The sequence below is a fragment of the Amycolatopsis sp. lyj-23 genome (assembly GCF_046549135.1).
In the GTDB taxonomy this organism is placed as follows: domain Bacteria; phylum Actinomycetota; class Actinomycetes; order Mycobacteriales; family Pseudonocardiaceae; genus Amycolatopsis.
Window position 1 is genome coordinate 112,139 of sequence record NZ_JAJPWN010000004.1, and the last position, 14,087, is coordinate 126,225.

At 71.7% G+C, this 14,087-nt stretch carries 16 protein-coding genes; 9 read left to right on the forward strand and 7 right to left on the reverse strand.

Translation table 11 applies throughout. The annotated features are described in order from the left end of the window. Positions 1 to 44 precede the first annotated feature (44 nt). Complete coding sequence (locus ACLJPY_RS09860) at positions 45 to 1,256, forward strand: cytochrome P450 (protein WP_410587720.1); 1,212 nt, start codon at positions 45 to 47, stop codon at positions 1,254 to 1,256. 324 nt (positions 1,257 to 1,580) lie between these two features. Here the strand turns inward: ACLJPY_RS09860 and ACLJPY_RS09865 are convergent, their stop codons facing one another. Then, positions 1,581 to 2,033: an Rv3235 family protein gene (locus tag ACLJPY_RS09865; RefSeq protein WP_410587721.1), complete on the reverse strand. Its 453-nt coding sequence runs from the start codon at positions 2,031 to 2,033 to the stop codon at positions 1,581 to 1,583. Positions 2,034 to 2,233: 200 nt separating this feature from the next. Here ACLJPY_RS09865 and ACLJPY_RS09870 point away from each other — a divergent pair, with 200 nt between their 5' ends. Then, positions 2,234 to 2,608, forward strand: a complete 375-nt coding sequence (locus ACLJPY_RS09870; protein WP_410588269.1) for an HAD-IA family hydrolase — start codon at positions 2,234 to 2,236, stop codon at positions 2,606 to 2,608. 3 nt (positions 2,609 to 2,611) lie between these two features. Here ACLJPY_RS09870 and ACLJPY_RS09875 read toward each other — a convergent pair whose 3' ends face one another. After that, positions 2,612 to 3,373 (reverse strand): TrmH family RNA methyltransferase, encoded by a 762-nt coding sequence (locus ACLJPY_RS09875; RefSeq protein WP_410587722.1) that lies wholly within the window; start codon positions 3,371 to 3,373, stop codon positions 2,612 to 2,614. Positions 3,374 to 3,407: 34 nt separating this feature from the next. On the opposite strand from ACLJPY_RS09875, the gene ACLJPY_RS09880 reads away from it, so the two are divergent. Both ACLJPY_RS09880 and ACLJPY_RS09885 read left to right on the forward strand, forming a co-directional pair. Beyond that, positions 3,408 to 4,814, forward strand: coding sequence for a WS/DGAT/MGAT family O-acyltransferase (locus ACLJPY_RS09880; RefSeq protein WP_410587723.1), 1,407 nt, complete (start codon positions 3,408 to 3,410; stop codon positions 4,812 to 4,814). Beyond that, on the forward strand, positions 4,811 to 5,302 hold the full coding sequence (locus ACLJPY_RS09885) for a DUF6912 family protein (protein ID WP_410587724.1): 492 nt from the start codon (positions 4,811 to 4,813) through the stop codon (positions 5,300 to 5,302). Before ACLJPY_RS09880 ends, ACLJPY_RS09885 begins: the two co-directional genes overlap by 4 nt. A gap of 452 nt (positions 5,303 to 5,754) precedes the next feature. On the opposite strand, the gene ACLJPY_RS09890 is transcribed toward ACLJPY_RS09885, so the two are convergent. From ACLJPY_RS09890 to rsgA, 3 genes are all read right to left on the reverse strand, one after another. Then, on the reverse strand, positions 5,755 to 6,504 hold the full coding sequence (locus tag ACLJPY_RS09890) for a hypothetical protein (RefSeq protein ID WP_410587725.1): 750 nt from the start codon (positions 6,502 to 6,504) through the stop codon (positions 5,755 to 5,757). A gap of 70 nt (positions 6,505 to 6,574) precedes the next feature. Further along, positions 6,575 to 7,459: a hypothetical protein gene (locus tag ACLJPY_RS09895; RefSeq protein ID WP_410587726.1), complete on the reverse strand. Its 885-nt coding sequence runs from the start codon at positions 7,457 to 7,459 to the stop codon at positions 6,575 to 6,577. Positions 7,460 to 7,560: 101 nt separating this feature from the next. After that, positions 7,561 to 8,583 (reverse strand): ribosome small subunit-dependent GTPase A, encoded by a 1,023-nt coding sequence (gene rsgA / locus ACLJPY_RS09900; protein WP_410588270.1) that lies wholly within the window; start codon positions 8,581 to 8,583, stop codon positions 7,561 to 7,563. Between the two features lie 107 nt (positions 8,584 to 8,690). Here rsgA and ACLJPY_RS09905 point away from each other — a divergent pair, with 107 nt between their 5' ends. Together ACLJPY_RS09905 and ACLJPY_RS09910 are read left to right on the forward strand one after the other, a co-directional pair. Then, the gene (locus tag ACLJPY_RS09905; protein WP_410587727.1) at positions 8,691 to 9,437 is read left to right on the forward strand and encodes an SOS response-associated peptidase; all 747 of its coding nucleotides are present in this window, start codon (positions 8,691 to 8,693) and stop codon (positions 9,435 to 9,437) included. After that, a complete protein-coding gene (locus ACLJPY_RS09910; RefSeq protein WP_410587728.1) occupies positions 9,434 to 10,042 on the forward strand; it encodes an alpha/beta family hydrolase in 609 nt (202 codons plus the stop codon). The genes ACLJPY_RS09905 and ACLJPY_RS09910 overlap by 4 nt, the downstream gene beginning before the upstream one ends. Before the next feature lie 472 nt (positions 10,043 to 10,514). Here the strand turns inward: ACLJPY_RS09910 and ybaK are convergent, their stop codons facing one another. Next, a complete protein-coding gene (ybaK, locus tag ACLJPY_RS09915; RefSeq protein ID WP_410587729.1) occupies positions 10,515 to 10,991 on the reverse strand; it encodes a Cys-tRNA(Pro) deacylase in 477 nt (158 codons plus the stop codon). Positions 10,992 to 11,183: 192 nt separating this feature from the next. On the opposite strand from ybaK, the gene ACLJPY_RS09920 reads away from it, so the two are divergent. Next, positions 11,184 to 11,807, forward strand: a complete 624-nt coding sequence (locus tag ACLJPY_RS09920) for a sigma-70 family RNA polymerase sigma factor (RefSeq protein WP_364275426.1) — start codon at positions 11,184 to 11,186, stop codon at positions 11,805 to 11,807. After that, positions 11,804 to 12,124 carry a mycothiol system anti-sigma-R factor gene (rsrA, locus tag ACLJPY_RS09925; RefSeq protein WP_410572536.1) on the forward strand — a complete coding sequence of 107 codons (321 nt, stop codon included), beginning with the start codon at positions 11,804 to 11,806 and terminating at the stop codon, positions 12,122 to 12,124. The genes ACLJPY_RS09920 and rsrA overlap by 4 nt, the downstream gene beginning before the upstream one ends. 66 nt (positions 12,125 to 12,190) lie before the next feature. Here rsrA and ACLJPY_RS09930 read toward each other — a convergent pair whose 3' ends face one another. Next, on the reverse strand, positions 12,191 to 12,265 hold the full coding sequence (locus ACLJPY_RS09930; protein WP_370444718.1) for a 50S ribosomal protein bL37: 75 nt from the start codon (positions 12,263 to 12,265) through the stop codon (positions 12,191 to 12,193). 74 nt (positions 12,266 to 12,339) lie between these two features. On the opposite strand from ACLJPY_RS09930, the gene ACLJPY_RS09935 reads away from it, so the two are divergent. Then, a complete protein-coding gene (locus ACLJPY_RS09935; protein ID WP_410587730.1) occupies positions 12,340 to 13,860 on the forward strand; it encodes a sensor histidine kinase in 1,521 nt (506 codons plus the stop codon). Positions 13,861 to 14,087 lie beyond the last annotated feature (227 nt).

Here is a 14,087-nt window from a genome sequence, read left to right on the forward strand (position 1 = left end):
GGCTGGTCCGCGCGCCCCGGTGTCATGAACGGGGGATGATTTCGATGACGTCGGCGGATCCGCAGGAGTTCTTCGCGCTGTTCAGCGCCGAGCGGCGGCCGGACCCGTACCCGCACTACCGGCGGTGGCGCGAGCGCCTGCCGGTCGCGGCCATCGGGGAGCGGATGTTCGCGGTCAGCGGCCTCGCCGAGGCCACGCAGGTGCTGCGCGACCCGGCGTTCGGCCACCCGGAACCGGAGTACCTGGATCCGGCGGACCGCCTTCCGGACCAGCCGGTCGACGAATCGGGACGCGTGGTCCGGGCGTTCCTGTCGCTGAACCCGCCGGACCACACGCGGCTGCGGCGGCTGGTGTCGAAGGCGTTCACGCCGCGGATGGTCGAACAGCTCGCGCCGCGCATCGAGGAGATCACCGCAGCGCTCATCGACGGCGCGCCGGACCGGTTCGACCTGATGACGGCGCTGGCGAAGCCGTTGCCGGTCGAGGTGATCGCCGAGCTCCTCGGCGTGCCGTTGGACGACCGGGAGCGCTTCGCCGAGTGGTCGCACGCGATGGCGCGGGCGCTGGACCCGCCATTCCTGCAGCACCCGGAGACGGTGGCGCCGGCGGTCCGGGCGCGGCAGTCGTTCGTGGCCTACTTCCGCGAGCTGGCGGCCCGGCGGCGCCGCGAGCCGGGTGAGGACCTGCTGTCGGCGCTGGTCGCGGTGTCCGACGCGGGCGACGTGCTGAGCGAGGGCGAACTGCTGGTGACGCTCACGCTCCTGCTCATCGCCGGCCACGAGACGACGACGAACCTGATCGGCAACGGCGCACTGGCGCTGCTGCGCGGCCCGGACGGCCTGAAGCCGCTGGGCACGGACGGCGAGAACGCGGCGCGGGTCGTGGAAGAGGTGCTGCGCTACGACTCACCGGCCCAGCTGACGGCCCGCACGGCCCTGCACGACACGGCGCTGGGCGAGCTGGCGGTGCCATCGGGCAGCCAGGTGATCGTGCTGCTCGGAGCGGCCAACCGCGACCCGGCAACGGGCCCGGCCCCGGACACGTTCGACCCGGCCCGCGAGCCGGGCCGCCACCTGGCGTTCGGCCAGGGCATCCACTTCTGCCTGGGCGCGCCGCTGGCGAGGCTGGAGGCCCGGATCGCGTTCCGCGAACTGGCCCGCCGCCGCCCGGACCTGTCCTTGGCGGGAACCCCGGAGTGGAACCCGACGACAACGCTGCGCGGCCTGTCGACGCTCCCGGTGACAAGCGGCGCGTAGACCCACCGACCTGCGGCGACGCGTCGAGGGGTGGGCGCGCCGGGGTCGGGCAGCGGCTTACCGCCATGCGAGAGCTGCCCCAGTTGACCGCGCACGCGCGGTCAACTGGGCCCCTGCAGCCCGGCGGCGCACGCGACCCGCGTCCGGCCTTCATGCCGCCCGCCCGGCCGACCAGCCGCGGGGCCGCCCGGAGCGAGCTGTGCGGGGGAGCCCGGCCCGCGGCAACGCACCGAGGGGTAGCTGCGGCCCGCCGCCCCGGCGAGTGCCGCCTCAGGGACCGCGCACCTGCCAGCCCAGGTGGGGCACGCGACCCGCGTCCCGCCTTCACGCCGCCCGCCGGTTCGGTTTCGCCGGCTGCTGTGGCTTCAACAGCGCGAACCGCTCGCACCGCCACCCCGTCGGCGTGCGGGTGAACCGGGCCGCCAGTGCGAACGAGCGGCCGTCCGCTTCCACCCGGGCGCACGCCTCCACCACCTCCGGTGCCGGCGTGCACGTGTGGACCGTTTGCGTCCGGTGCCGGGGCCGTGGCCGGCGGGGGCCGGCGAGACCCGCGTACACCTCCGGTGCCACCAGCGCCCGGATCTGCGCCGCCGGGCGGCGGCCGTCGTACGCCTCCAGGAGCGTGTTCAACAGGTGGCCCACCTCGTCCGCGTCCAGCTGCCTCGGCGCCGGGCAGCGCGACGCGCGGTGCTCGCGGGGTGTCCCCGCTTCCGGACGGTCCGCCGGGCGCGGCGTCTCCGCGTGGGCCAGCGTCCGCAACCGATGTTCCTCGATCAATTTCCCTTCCCTCCCTGACTCGGCTTTCGCTTAGAGGGGGGACGGGCCGAAAAGGACACCGGAATCGCACGATCCGGGGGACAACCACGGAATCCGTGGATTCCCGCCGTCGGATGCGGTACGCCGACCGTCTCATCGCCCGCACCGAGAGACGCCGTGTTGCCCTCCCGGCTATGGTGTGCCGGGTGCTGAAAGGGCTATTGGTCGATTTCGCCGGAGTTCTCACCGATCCCGACGCCGGGCGGCTCTACGATTACCTGGCAGCCGTGCGTGAGCGAGGCATCCGCACCGCGCTGCTGTCCGACGCCCCCGGGGCATCGGACGAGGTCAAGAACACCATGTTCGACTATTTCGACGCTCTGGTGTTTTCCGGTGAGGTCGGCGTGGCCAAACCGGACCCGGCGGTCTACTTGATCACCGCCGACCGGCTCGGGCTGTCCGCCGCGGTCTGCGCGTTCGTCGACGACTCGGCGACGAACATCCGCGGCGCCGTCCAGGCGGGCATGGTCGGGGTGCACCACCGGTCGGTGAGCGAAACCCTGGACGAGCTCGCCGTCCTGTTCCCGGCCGTGTGAGGGTCAGCGCCCGCGGCGGACCAGCTCGAACGACAGCACCGCGGCGGCGGCCGAGACGTTCAGCGATTCGACGTCACCCGGCATCGGGATCGACAGCCACTCGGTGACGAGCTCGCCGACCTCCGCGCCGACGCCGTCGGTCTCGCCGCCGAGGACGAACCCCGCGCGCTGCGGCAGGTCGACGTCGAACAGCGTCGTGCCCGCCGACGCGCCCAGCGCGTAGAGGCCGTAGCCGGCTTCGGTCAGCATCTCCGCGGCTTCGCGCGCCGAGCCGCAGCGCAGCACCGGTGCGCGGAACGCCACCCCGGCCGACGCCTTGACGACCAGCGGGTCCAGCGCCGCGACCCCGCGGCGGGGCACGATCACGCCGTCGAGGCCGGCCGCCGTCGCCGTCCGCAGGATCATGCCGACGTTCGCGGGCGTGGTGATGCCGTCCAGCAGCAGCACCCGCGACGGCGGGCGCCGGTCGGCCAGCGCCGCGGAAAGCGCTCGCATCCGCGGGGCGACGACGTCGGCGAGCACGCCCTGGTCCTGCTTGCCGTTGCCGGCGAGCACCTTGACCCGGTGCTCGCTGGCGCGCTGCACCGGCACGCCGGCGGCCTTCGCGGCGCGCAGGATCTCGGCGGCGCCCGGACCGCGGGCGGTGTCGGCGAGGATCACCTTGTCCACCCGCAGGCCGTCGTCCGCCAGTGCTTCGAGCACCGGCTTCCGGCCGTACACGGTCAGGAAGCGGTCCTTCGGCGAGATCGTCGACTCATCACCCACACCCCGCAGTCTCGCATCATGAAAGGATCGGCCCATGCCCGACCGCCTTTCCGCGCTGGACGCCTCGTTCCTCTACCTCGAGGACCACGCGACGCCGATGCACGTCGGCGGGGTGGCGATCTTCGAGCGGCCGCGGTCGGGGTTCGGGTACGCGCAGCTGGTCGACCTCATCGGCGGGCGGCTGGCGTTCCTGCCGCGGTACCGCCAGCGCGTGCTGGAGGTGCCGGGGCACCTGGCGCGGCCGGTGTGGGTGGACGACGCCGACTTCGACCTCAACTACCACGTCCGGCGCTCGGCGCTGCCCCAGCCGGGCAGCGACGAGCAGCTGTTCGACCTGGTCGCGCGGCTGATGTCGCGGCGGCTGGCGCCGGAACGGCCGCTCTGGGAGGCGTACTTCATCGAGGGGCTGGCCGGCGACCGGGTGGCGCTGGTGACGAAGACGCACCAGTCCGTTGTGGACGGTGTCGGCACGATCGACCTCGGCCAGCTGATCCTCGACCCGTCGCCGGCCGAGCCGGAGCCGTTCGAGGACACCTGGACGCCGCGCCGCGAGCCGAGCCGCGCGCAGCTGGTCATGGACGCGATCAGCGAGGGCGTCCAGCGGCCGGGCGAGGTCGTGGAGAACGTCCGGTCCGCGGCCAACGACGCGTTCGCGGCGGCGGGCAAGTTCGCCGAGACGGTCGGCGGGGTGGCCTCGACGCTGCGCACGCTGGTGAGCCCGGCCCCGCCGGGGCCGCTCAACGTCCGGGTGTCCGGCGGCCGCGTGTTCTCCGTGGTCCGCACGCGGCTGGAGGACTTCCGGAAGATCCGCGCGGCGCACGGCGGCACGGTCAACGACGTCGTCCTCGCGGCCATCACCGGCGCCCTGCGCGAATGGCTGCTTTCGCGCGAGGTGCAGCTGACGCCGGTCACGACGATCCGCGCGCTGGTGCCGCTGGCGGTCGGCGACGCCGAGACGCCCGGGTACTCGACTCCGGGGCTGGTCGGCAACCAGGTGGCGGCGTACCTGGTGGACCTGCCGGTCGGCGAGCCGAACCCGGTCCTGCGGCTGCAGCACATCGGGCACGCGATGGCCGAGCACCTGGATTCGGGCCGTTCGGTGGCGGCGCGCGGCCTGCTCAAGGTCGGCGGCTTCGCCCCGGCTACCCTGCATTCCCTCGGCGCGCGAGCGGCCGGGTCGTTGTCCGGGCGCATCTTCAACGTCATGGTGACCAATTCACCGGGCCCCCAGGTGCCGATGTACGCGGGAGAGGCCAAACTGGTCGAGATGTTCCCGGTGATGCCGTTGATGCGCACCCAGGCGCTGGCGATCGGGGTGACGTCCTACCACGGCGGCGTCTACTTCGGACTCAACGGCGACCGCAAGGCCGCGTTCGACGTCGATCTGGTGGCCGGGATGATCGAAGAGTCCTTGGAAGAGCTGAAGGGTGCGCACTGGTGAGGGTCTATCTGCCTGCGACCATCGCGATGCTTCGCGACCTCGAGTCATCGGGGGAGTTCCGCGCCCGCAGCGGGACGGCGTTCGCGCTGACACCGGCGTTGCGCGAGGCGTACGTGAGCGGGTCCGACGAGGAGCTGGAGTACGCGGCGCTGCTGGACGCGGCCCGTGCGTCGTTGAGGTTGATCGCGGCGGAGGAGAAGGGCGAGCCCCGCCGGGTGGTCGTGTCGGCGGACGTCGAGGGCGTGACCCTGCGCCCGGACCTCGACGCCCCGGTGGTCCGCATCGGCGGCCCGATCCCGCTGTCGGCGGTGGCGGCGATCCACGTGGACGCCCCGGAGGCGGCCGAGGCGGTAGCCGCGGCGGCCGCGGTGATCGACGCGGCCGACTTGGGTGACCCGGACGCGGAGTTCACGCTGGGCGACGCCGAGGACCACGAGCTGGCTTGGTACGCGCCGCAGGAGCTGCCGTTCCTGCTGGAGCTGCTCTGAGCGGTTTGCCGCTCTTGCTGCCGTGAGTGGCTTGGTGCGCGGCGCTTCGGGTGACTTGTCGCAGCGGCTGAAGTTGGTCTGAACGGCTTGGTGTGCGGCGCAGGAATTGGCGCTCGTGCTGGGGATGCTTTGAGTTGTCCTCAATGGCGGTCGCCTGTGGACAACCGGCCTTGAGCAGCGGTTTTGTCGGTGGGGGCCGGTAGACTGGACTCGGGGACGCCCCCCAGGGATGGGCGGGGGTTGGTTGTGAGGTGGGGTAGTGCCCACAGGTGCTCGCTGGGCGCGACCGGCACGTCGAAGCACGACCGGCGGCCCCACCCATACCTCCCCGGCCACCCCGATACGAAGCCAGAAACACGGACGGTGGTGCCGGGTCAAGGCACGCTTTCCCGCCTTGACCCGGTACCACCGTCCGTTGTCACAATCAGACTTCGGGGAGGCGACTCCGGCAACTACCCGACCTCACCAGCAGGCGGCGGTTGCACATCGACCGGGGAGCCCCACTCCGTGTACCGGGTCGTGATCCGCGCCTCCCCCTGCAGGATCGGCGACAGGTCCAACCCGATCTGCACCGGCCGATGCCCCTCGTCCAGCCACAGCTCCACCGGGAACTTCCCGCCCACCCGCCCCGCCGCGTCCGCGGGCAGCCCGGCCGGCAGGTCCGTGCCCAACCTCGCCAGGTCGAGGTCGACCCGGTAGTGCTCCGCCGCCACGCCGTTCAGCTGCCCGCGCTCCGCCGAGACGATCGTGCCCGCTGTGCGGATCTCGCCCAGTGTGTGCGCAGGGTCGTTCTGTGCCGCCAGCTGCGTCAAACTGCCGCCGAGGACCTGGGAAAACGGGTCCGTTCCGGCCGCCGTGACCACCACCCACGGCTTTCCGGTGCCGACCTCGTCGCGCGAGCCTTCCGGCACCTTCGCGTACAGCTTGCCGGCCACCTGCCGCAGCTCCAGCGGCTCGCCGAGGAAGTCCGTCGTCATCACCTGGGCCGTCCCGCCCGGGCCGAACCGCGCCGCGCCGTGGCCCTTCGAACGGACCGAGCCGACGGCGACGTCCGTGGTGAACTTCGCCGAGCCGCCGCTCGCTGTGGCCGTTGTGGCCGCGTCCGCCAGCGCGCGGGCGTCGTCGAACGACGGTCGCGGCGGTGGGGCGGAGCAAGCTCCGGCGAGCAGGGCGAACAGCAGCACCACGGCGGCTTTGCGCATGGCGCCAACAAAAACACAGCGGCTCCCCCGACCTCGTTCGGGGGAGCCGCTGCTACTCAGCGTCGTGCGGTCAGCGACCGGCCTTCTTCATCAGCTCGCCGAGGTCGACGACCTGGTCGGCCGCCGGGGCCGTCACGTCGACCTGCGTGCCCCAGTCGCTGTACTTCATCGTGAACTTCGCGTCGCCGGCCGGGGCACCCAGCGCCTGCATCAGCGGGCCCTGGTCCATCGTCATCTGCACCGGCAGGTTGTCCTTGTCCAGCCACAGCTCGACCGGGATCTTGACGTCCTTGCCCTTGAGCTTGTCGGTGACCTGGGCGCGCGCCGCGGCCGGGATCTGACCGGTGAACTGGTCGATGGCCTTGGCGATGTCGAGCTCGAGCTTGTAGTGGTTGACCTTCTGGCCGTTCAGCTCGGTCTGGTCGGACGAAACGATCCGGCCCGCCTTGGAGATCTGGTCGAGCGACTTGCTCGGGTCGCTCTGCTCCGCCGACTGCGACAGCGAGCTACCGAGCGCCTGCGACAGCGGGTCGTTGCCGTCGGCCGAGATCTTGGCCCACGACTTGTCCGTGCCCATCTGCTTCTGCTCGTCGGCGGGCAGCTTGATGTACATGACCTTGTCGACCATGCGCATCTCGGTGGTCTGGCCGGCCGCGGTCATCGTCATCGAGAACTTGGTGGCCGCGCCGTCGAACGCCATCGCGCCGTTCGCGGTCATCGTCTGGCCGCCGGCGGAGCCTTCCATAGTGAACTTCGCCGACTTCGACTTCTCGGTGCCCTGCTTGGACACCGACGCCAGCTGGACCGCGTCGGTGAACGGCGAAGCGAGGCCGTCGGACTGGCTCTGCCCGCTCGCGGCGGCCGGTTCGGCGGTGCCGGTGGCGGAGTTGCCGCTGCACGCGGTCAGCGTGAGCACCAGCGCGACGCCCGCGGCGACCAGAGTGGTCTTGCGCATTGAGTTCCCCTCGAAGTCGGATCTTCCGCTCGGCATATCGCCTGATCGGGTGATTGGTTACCGATATGACGGTGACGAACGGCGATCGGTTCCCGGTTGTCTCACGACTCTGTGACGCGGGTCACTTCGTGGCCGCCGCGGGAGGCGAGCAGGCGCCGCAGTGACGTCAGCCGCTCGGCGCTCGCCCGGCCTTCGGTGACGACGTCGTCGAGCGCGCAGTCCGGGTCCTCGGGGGCGCCCAGGTGCCCGCAGCCCGACGGGCACTCCTCGGCGGCTTCGGCGAACTCCTCGAAGGCGTCGACGATGTCGTCCGCGGTGACGTGGGCCAGCCCGAACGAGCGCACACCGGGCGTGTCGATCACCCAGCCGCCGCCCGGCAGCGGCAGCGCGGCCGCCGCGACGGACGTGTGGCGGCCCTTGCCGACCGCGCTCACCACGCCGGTGGCCAGCGCGGCGTCCGGGACCAGCCGGTTGACCAATGTCGACTTGCCGACCCCGGAGTGGCCGACCAGCGCCGTCACGCGATCCTTCAGCAGCTCGTCGAGGCCTTCGGGCTGTTCGTCGAAGCGGCTGACGATCACCGGGATGTCGAGGCCCGCGTACCCCGCCAGCAGCTCGTCCGGGCTGGCCAGGTCGGCCTTCGTCAGGCACAGGACCGGCTCGACGCCGCCGGCGTAGCAGGCGACCAGGCAGCGGTCGATGAAGCCGGTGCGCGGCGGCGGGTCGGCCAGCGCGGTGACGATCAGCAGGCGCTCGGCGTTGGCGACGACCAGGCGTTCGTACGGGTCGGTGTCGTCGGCCGTGCGCAGCAGGGAGCTGGTGCGGTCGTCGACCCGGACGATCCGGGCGAGGGTGTCCGGCTTGCCCGACACGTCGCCGACCACGGCGACGAGGTCGCCGACGACCACCGGTGTCCGGCCCATTTCGCGCGCCCGCATGGCGGTGATCACCCGAGCGGGGTCGGCGTCGATCGCGCACGTCCAGCGGCCGCGGTCCTTGCCGATGACCATGGCGGTGACGGCGTCGGCGTGCTCGGGACGGCGCTTGCTGCGGGGCCGGGTGCCCTTGCCCGGACGCACGCGGACGTCGGACTCGTCCAGCTTGCTCCAGTCGTTGCGCGCCAAACCCTCGTCCTCCCGTGCGCCGGTGCCCACCCGAATGATCCCACGCCGCTCGCCAGGGCCCTGGCCTGCGTGTAACGATGGCGTTCCCCGGCACGAGGAGGTTGGTCATGTGCGGCCGCTACGCCGCCACGAAGGACCCGGCGAAGCTGATCGAGGAGTTCGACGCGATCGACCTCACCGAGGGCCACGCGCGCGCCGACCACAACGTGGCGCCGACGAAGAACGTGGTCACGGTCGTGCAGCGGCACCCGCGTGACGAAGACGGCCAGGTCATCGAGGACGAGCCCGCCGAGCGTTCGCTGCGGATGATGAAGTGGGGCCTGGTGCCGTTCTGGGCCAAGGACCCGTCGGTCGGCTCGCGGATGATCAACACGCGCGCCGAGACGGCCGCGGAGAAGCCCGCCTTCCGCCGCGCGCTCGTGTCGCGCCGCTGCCTGGTGCCTGCCGACGGCTGGTTCGAGTGGCGCCGCACCGGCAAGGAGAAGGAACCGTTCTACATGACCCCGCCCGACGGTTCGTCGATCGCGTTCGGCGGGATCTGGGAGAGCTGGCGGCCGAAGGACGACGACAAGGCGTCGCCGCTGATCACGTTCTCGATCATCACGACCGACGCGTCCGGGCAGCTCACCGACGTCCACCACCGGATGCCGCTGATCGTGCCCCGCTCGCACTGGGACGGCTGGCTGGACCCGGACCGCGAAGACGTCACCGACCTGCTGGTGCCGACGCCGGAGGAGATCGTGGAGTCGCTGGAGCTGCGGCCGATCTCGACCCGGGTCAACAACGTCCGCAACAACGGGCCGGAACTGCTGGAGCGCGTCGACCCGGCCCACGAGGACACCCTCTTCTCATGACGGCCCTGGAGATCGACACCGCCTACGGCCCGGCGCGGGTGTACCTGCACTGCGCGGAGGAGGGCGCGGCGGTGCTCATGCTCGGCCACGGCGCCGGCGGCGGCCTCGGGGCGAAGGACCTCGTGGAGGTGACGCGCGCGGCACGGGCGGCGGGCGTGCACGTGGCGCTGGTGGAGCAGCCGTACCGGGTGGCGGGCCGCCGGGCCCCGGCCCCGGCGAACCAGCTGGACACGGCGTGGCTGACGGTGGCGGACGAGCTGTCCGAGCGGTTCGACGGCCTGCCGTTCGTCTTCGGCGGCCGCTCATCGGGTGCCCGGGTGGCTTGCCGGACGGCGGCGGCCGGGCAGGCGGTGGCGGTGCTGTGCCTGGCGTTCCCGGAGCACCCACCGGGCAAGCCGGAGAAGACGCGCCAGCCGGAGTTCGACGCGGTGGAGGTGCCGGTGCTGGCGATCCAGGGTGCGCGTGACCCGTTCGGGCGACCTTCGGCGGGACCGCACCACGAGGTGGTCGTGGTGGAGGGGGACCACAGCCTGTCGGCGGATTTGGAATCGGTGTCCCGGGCGGCGACGGAGTGGCTGTCGCGGGTGCTGCGGCCGCTGGCCTGAGTTGTCCACATGCGGGTCGGCTGTCCACAGATTTGCTGGGGGCCCGTTTTTTGCCCCTGCCGCCGATAGACTGGGACTGGGGACGCCCCCCGGAGAGGGTGGGGGCTGGATGGGTGTGGGCGTTGGTGGTTGGGCCTTGAAGATCCACCACCCCGAAGCCTGATTGTGACTACGGACGGTGGCGCCGCGTCAAGGCGGGAAAGCGTGCCTTGACCCGGCGCCACCGTCCGTGTTTTTGGCTTCGTATCGGGGTGGCGGGGGAGGGCTGGGTGGGGGTGCCGATCATGCTCTCGCGTCCCGTTTTCGCTGGTGAGCCACCTGCGGAAGGACCTCCGGGACTTCGGCCGGGATCATTTCCGAGACGGGTAAGCCCTCTGGGCGGGCCCTCTCGCGAGTACCGAGGCGATGTTGCCGGGCCATCCATGCTGGTCAGCGCCTTCGGCTCGCTGCTCCGTCGAGACCCGCAGACAGCTCAGGCCGCGATCCCCGCCACCACGGCCCCGGTCAGCCGGATCAGCTCACCCGGTGCCAGCTCCACCTCCAGCCCTCGCCGTCCGGCCGAGCAGAACACCGTCTCGAACCCTTCCGCCGACGCGTCGATCACCACCGGCAGTCGGCTCCGGTGGCCCAGCGGGGAGATCCCGCCCAGCACGTACCCCGTCGCCCGCTGAGCCGCCGCCGGGTCCGCCATCTTCGCCTTCTTGCCGCCCGCCGCGGCCGCCAACGCCTTCAGGTCCAGCTGGCCCGTGACCGGGACCACCCCCACCACCAGGCGGCCGTCCACCTCCGCCACCAGCGTCTTGAACACGCGCGCCCGGTCCAGGCCCAGTGCCTCCACCGCCTCCAGGCCGTACGACTCCGCGCGCGGGTCGTGGTCGTACGCGTGCAGCTCGTGGGTCACCTTCTGCTTCACCAGCAACGCCGTCGCCGGGGTGCCTTTGCCAGCCATGGCGGAAGTCTAGGGAATGCCCGATCCCCCCGATCGGTTGTACGGGACGTGACAACAACGCTCGCCACCACACGCTCACGCAGCCGCCGCAGTTCCCAGGCACCGGCGAACCGCGGCGTGCCCGGTCCCCGCGTAAACTCGGGTCCGCCGTATGCGCGCACGCGCATCGACGCCGAGCGGGAAGGGAACGGTTTGCCGAGCACGCAGAACTCAGCGCCGGAAGAAGCGACCGAGGCCGAGCGCGCCGAGCGTTTCGAGCGGGACGCGATGCCGCTGCTCGACCAGCTGTACTCGGCCGCGATGCGGATGACGCGCAACCCCGCCGATGCCGAGGACCTGGTCCAGGAGACCTACCTCAAGGCGTACGCCGCCTTCGCGTCCTTCAAGGCCGGCACCAACCTCAAGGCCTGGATGTACCGCATCCTGACCAACACCTACATCAACGGCTACCGCAAGCGCCAGCGGCAGCCGGTGCAGGCGCCCACCGAGGAGATCACCGACTGGCAGATCGCCAAGGCGGAGAGCCACACCTCCAGCGGGCTGCGGTCGGCCGAGGTCGAGGCGATGGACAACCTGCCCGACACCGACGTCAAGGCCGCCCTGCAGAAGCTGCCCGAGGAGTTCCGGCTGGCCGTCTACCTGGCCGACGTCGAGGGCTTCGCGTACAAGGAGATCGCCGAGATCATGGACACGCCCATCGGCACCGTGATGTCCCGTCTGCACCGCGGCCGCGCCCAGCTGCGCGACCTGCTCGCCGACGTGGCGCGGGAGCGCGGCTTCATCCGGGGTGCCCAGGAAGAGGTGGCGGGGCGATGAACGACATGTGCGAGGGCGCGTCGGACAAGGTGCGCTGCGAAGAGGCGCTCGCCGACATCTACCTGCTGCTCGACCGCGAGTGCAGCCCCGAGCGTGACGCGGCGTTGCGCGCCCACATCGAGGACTGCCCGCCGTGCCTCGAGGAGTACGGCATCGACGAGCACATCAAGCGGCTGCTGGCCCGCAAGTGCGGCGGCGACCACGCCCCGGCCGAGCTGAAGAGCCGGCTGCGCGCGTCGATCCGCCAGACCGTCGCCACGCGCGGCGGCGTCACCGTGGAGCGCACCGAGATCACCCTCGAGCAGCGCTCCGAATAACGCGTCCGAGCACGACAAAGGCCCCCGCACGATCGTGTGGGGGCCTTTTGCGTGCCGGCGCCGGCCTCAGGAGTTGGGCTTACCGCCGTGGTTCGCGGCGTTCTTCTTCCGGCTGCGACGCTTGCGGGCGCGCTTCGACATGTTCACTCCTCGTCGTCAAAGCTGGTCAACCTCTCAAGTGTGTCATGACGTCCCGCTCTGGTTGGATGGGGTGCGTGTCCACGCTCGCCGAACTGCTCGCCGACAACACCGGCCTCCCCGGGGAGGCCGCGGACCACCTGCAGACCGTCGTCGCCGAATGGCAGCTGCTGGCCGACCTGTCCTTCGCCGACTTCCTGCTCTGGGTCCCGGTGACCGAGGACCTGCAGCCGGACGGCGGCGACTTCGTCTGCGTCGCGCACGCGCGCCCGACGACGGCGCCCACCGCGCACCCCGAAGACGTCGTCGGCACGCGGTTCACGGTGGAGGAGCACCCGCAGCTGGCGAAGGCCATGCGCGAGGTGCGGATCTGCCGCGAAGAGGACCCGCACTGGTACCGCGACCTGCCGATGCGCCGCGAGGCGATCCCGGTGCGGTTCCACGACGAGGTCATCGCCGTGATGAGCCGCGAGACGAACCTGGCCGCGCCGCGCGTGCCGTCGCCGCTGGAGATCGCGTACCTGGGCAGCGCGGGCGACCTGTGCCAGATGATCGTGGACGGCACGTTCCCGCCGAGCGGCAGCAACGCGACCGACACGCACACGTCCCCGCGGGTCGGGGACGGGCTGATCCGGCTCGACTCGAGCGGCACGGTCGTGTTCGCCAGCCCGAACGGCCTGTCCGCCTACCACCGGATGGGGCACGAATCCGACCTGGTCGGGACGCGGCTGGCGCCCCTGACGCGGTCGCTGATCCGCGACCCGTTCGACGCGACCGAGGTGTCCCACCGGATCATCGAGGCCCTCGACGGGAAGCCGTCGAGCCGCACGGAGGCCGATTCGCGGCGGGGCGCCGTCGTGCTGTTCCGCGCGCTGCCGCTGCGGCCGGCCGGACAGGCGGCGGGCGCGTTGGTGCTGGTCCGCGACGTCACCGAGGTGAAGCGGCGGGACCGGGCGTTGCTGTCGAAGGACGCGACGATCCGGGAGATCCACCACCGGGTGAAGAACAACCTGCAGACGGTGGCGGCGCTGCTGCGGCTGCAGTCGCGGCGGACGACGTCGGAGGAGGCGCGGCTCGCCCTGGCGGAGTCCGTGCGCCGGGTGACGTCGATCGCGCTGGTGCACGAAGCGCTGTCGATTTCGGTGGACGAGCGCGTCGACCTCGACAAGCTGCTCGACAACGTGCTGCCGATGGTCGGCGAGGTCGCCACGGCGGAGTCGCAGGTCGGGCTGTCGCGGAAGGGCTCGTTCGGGGTGGTCGTCGCGGAGATCGCGACGCCGCTGGTGATGGTGCTGGCCGAGCTGGTGCAGAACGCCGTCGAGCACGCCTTCCCGGCCGGCCGGTCGGGGAAGGTCGAGCTGATCGTGGAGCGTTCGGCGCGCTGGCTGGACGTCGTGATCCGCGACAACGGGCGCGGCCTGCCGTCGGGCTTCTCGCTGGAGCGTTCGGACGGCCTGGGGCTGCAGATCGTGCGGACGCTGGTGGAGTCCGAGCTGCGGGGCTCGCTGTCGCTGCGGAAGGTGCGGCCGGAGACGGCCTCGACCCGCGCGTCGGGAACGGAAGCCGCGCTGCGCATCCCGCTGTCGCGCCGGCTCTGACCCGCCGGGGGTACCTCGACGGACGGCACGCGTACCCGGAGGGTCGGCGTGCGTATCTGGAGGGTCGGCTTGCGTGCCTGGGAGGGTCGGTTGGTGTGCGCGAACAGGCATTACGCGTGATTGAGCGGGCATCACGCGTGATTGGGGAGGCATCTCGCGTGATTGGTAGGGCATCACGTGGGATTGGTGGGGTGACACGTTGAAGGCCCGGCACCAGGTGCGTGGTG

Excerpts from the sequence above, each read along its gene's own strand:
- ACLJPY_RS09880 (WP_410587723.1), top strand. The coding sequence starts at position 3,408 with ATGCCCGACCGCCTTTCCGCGCTGGACGCCTCGTTCCTCTACCTCGAG.
- ACLJPY_RS09905 (WP_410587727.1), top strand. The coding sequence starts at position 8,691 with ATGTGCGGCCGCTACGCCGCCACGAAGGACCCGGCGAAGCTGATCGAG.
- ACLJPY_RS09895 (WP_410587726.1), bottom strand. The coding sequence starts at position 7,459 with ATGCGCAAGACCACTCTGGTCGCCGCGGGCGTCGCGCTGGTGCTCACG.
- ACLJPY_RS09910 (WP_410587728.1), top strand. The coding sequence starts at position 9,434 with ATGACGGCCCTGGAGATCGACACCGCCTACGGCCCGGCGCGGGTGTAC.
- rsrA (WP_410572536.1), top strand. The coding sequence starts at position 11,804 with ATGAACGACATGTGCGAGGGCGCGTCGGACAAGGTGCGCTGCGAAGAG.
- ACLJPY_RS09890 (WP_410587725.1), bottom strand. The coding sequence starts at position 6,504 with ATGCGCAAAGCCGCCGTGGTGCTGCTGTTCGCCCTGCTCGCCGGAGCT.
- ybaK (WP_410587729.1), bottom strand. The coding sequence starts at position 10,991 with ATGGCTGGCAAAGGCACCCCGGCGACGGCGTTGCTGGTGAAGCAGAAG.
- ACLJPY_RS09860 (WP_410587720.1), top strand. The coding sequence starts at position 45 with ATGACGTCGGCGGATCCGCAGGAGTTCTTCGCGCTGTTCAGCGCCGAG.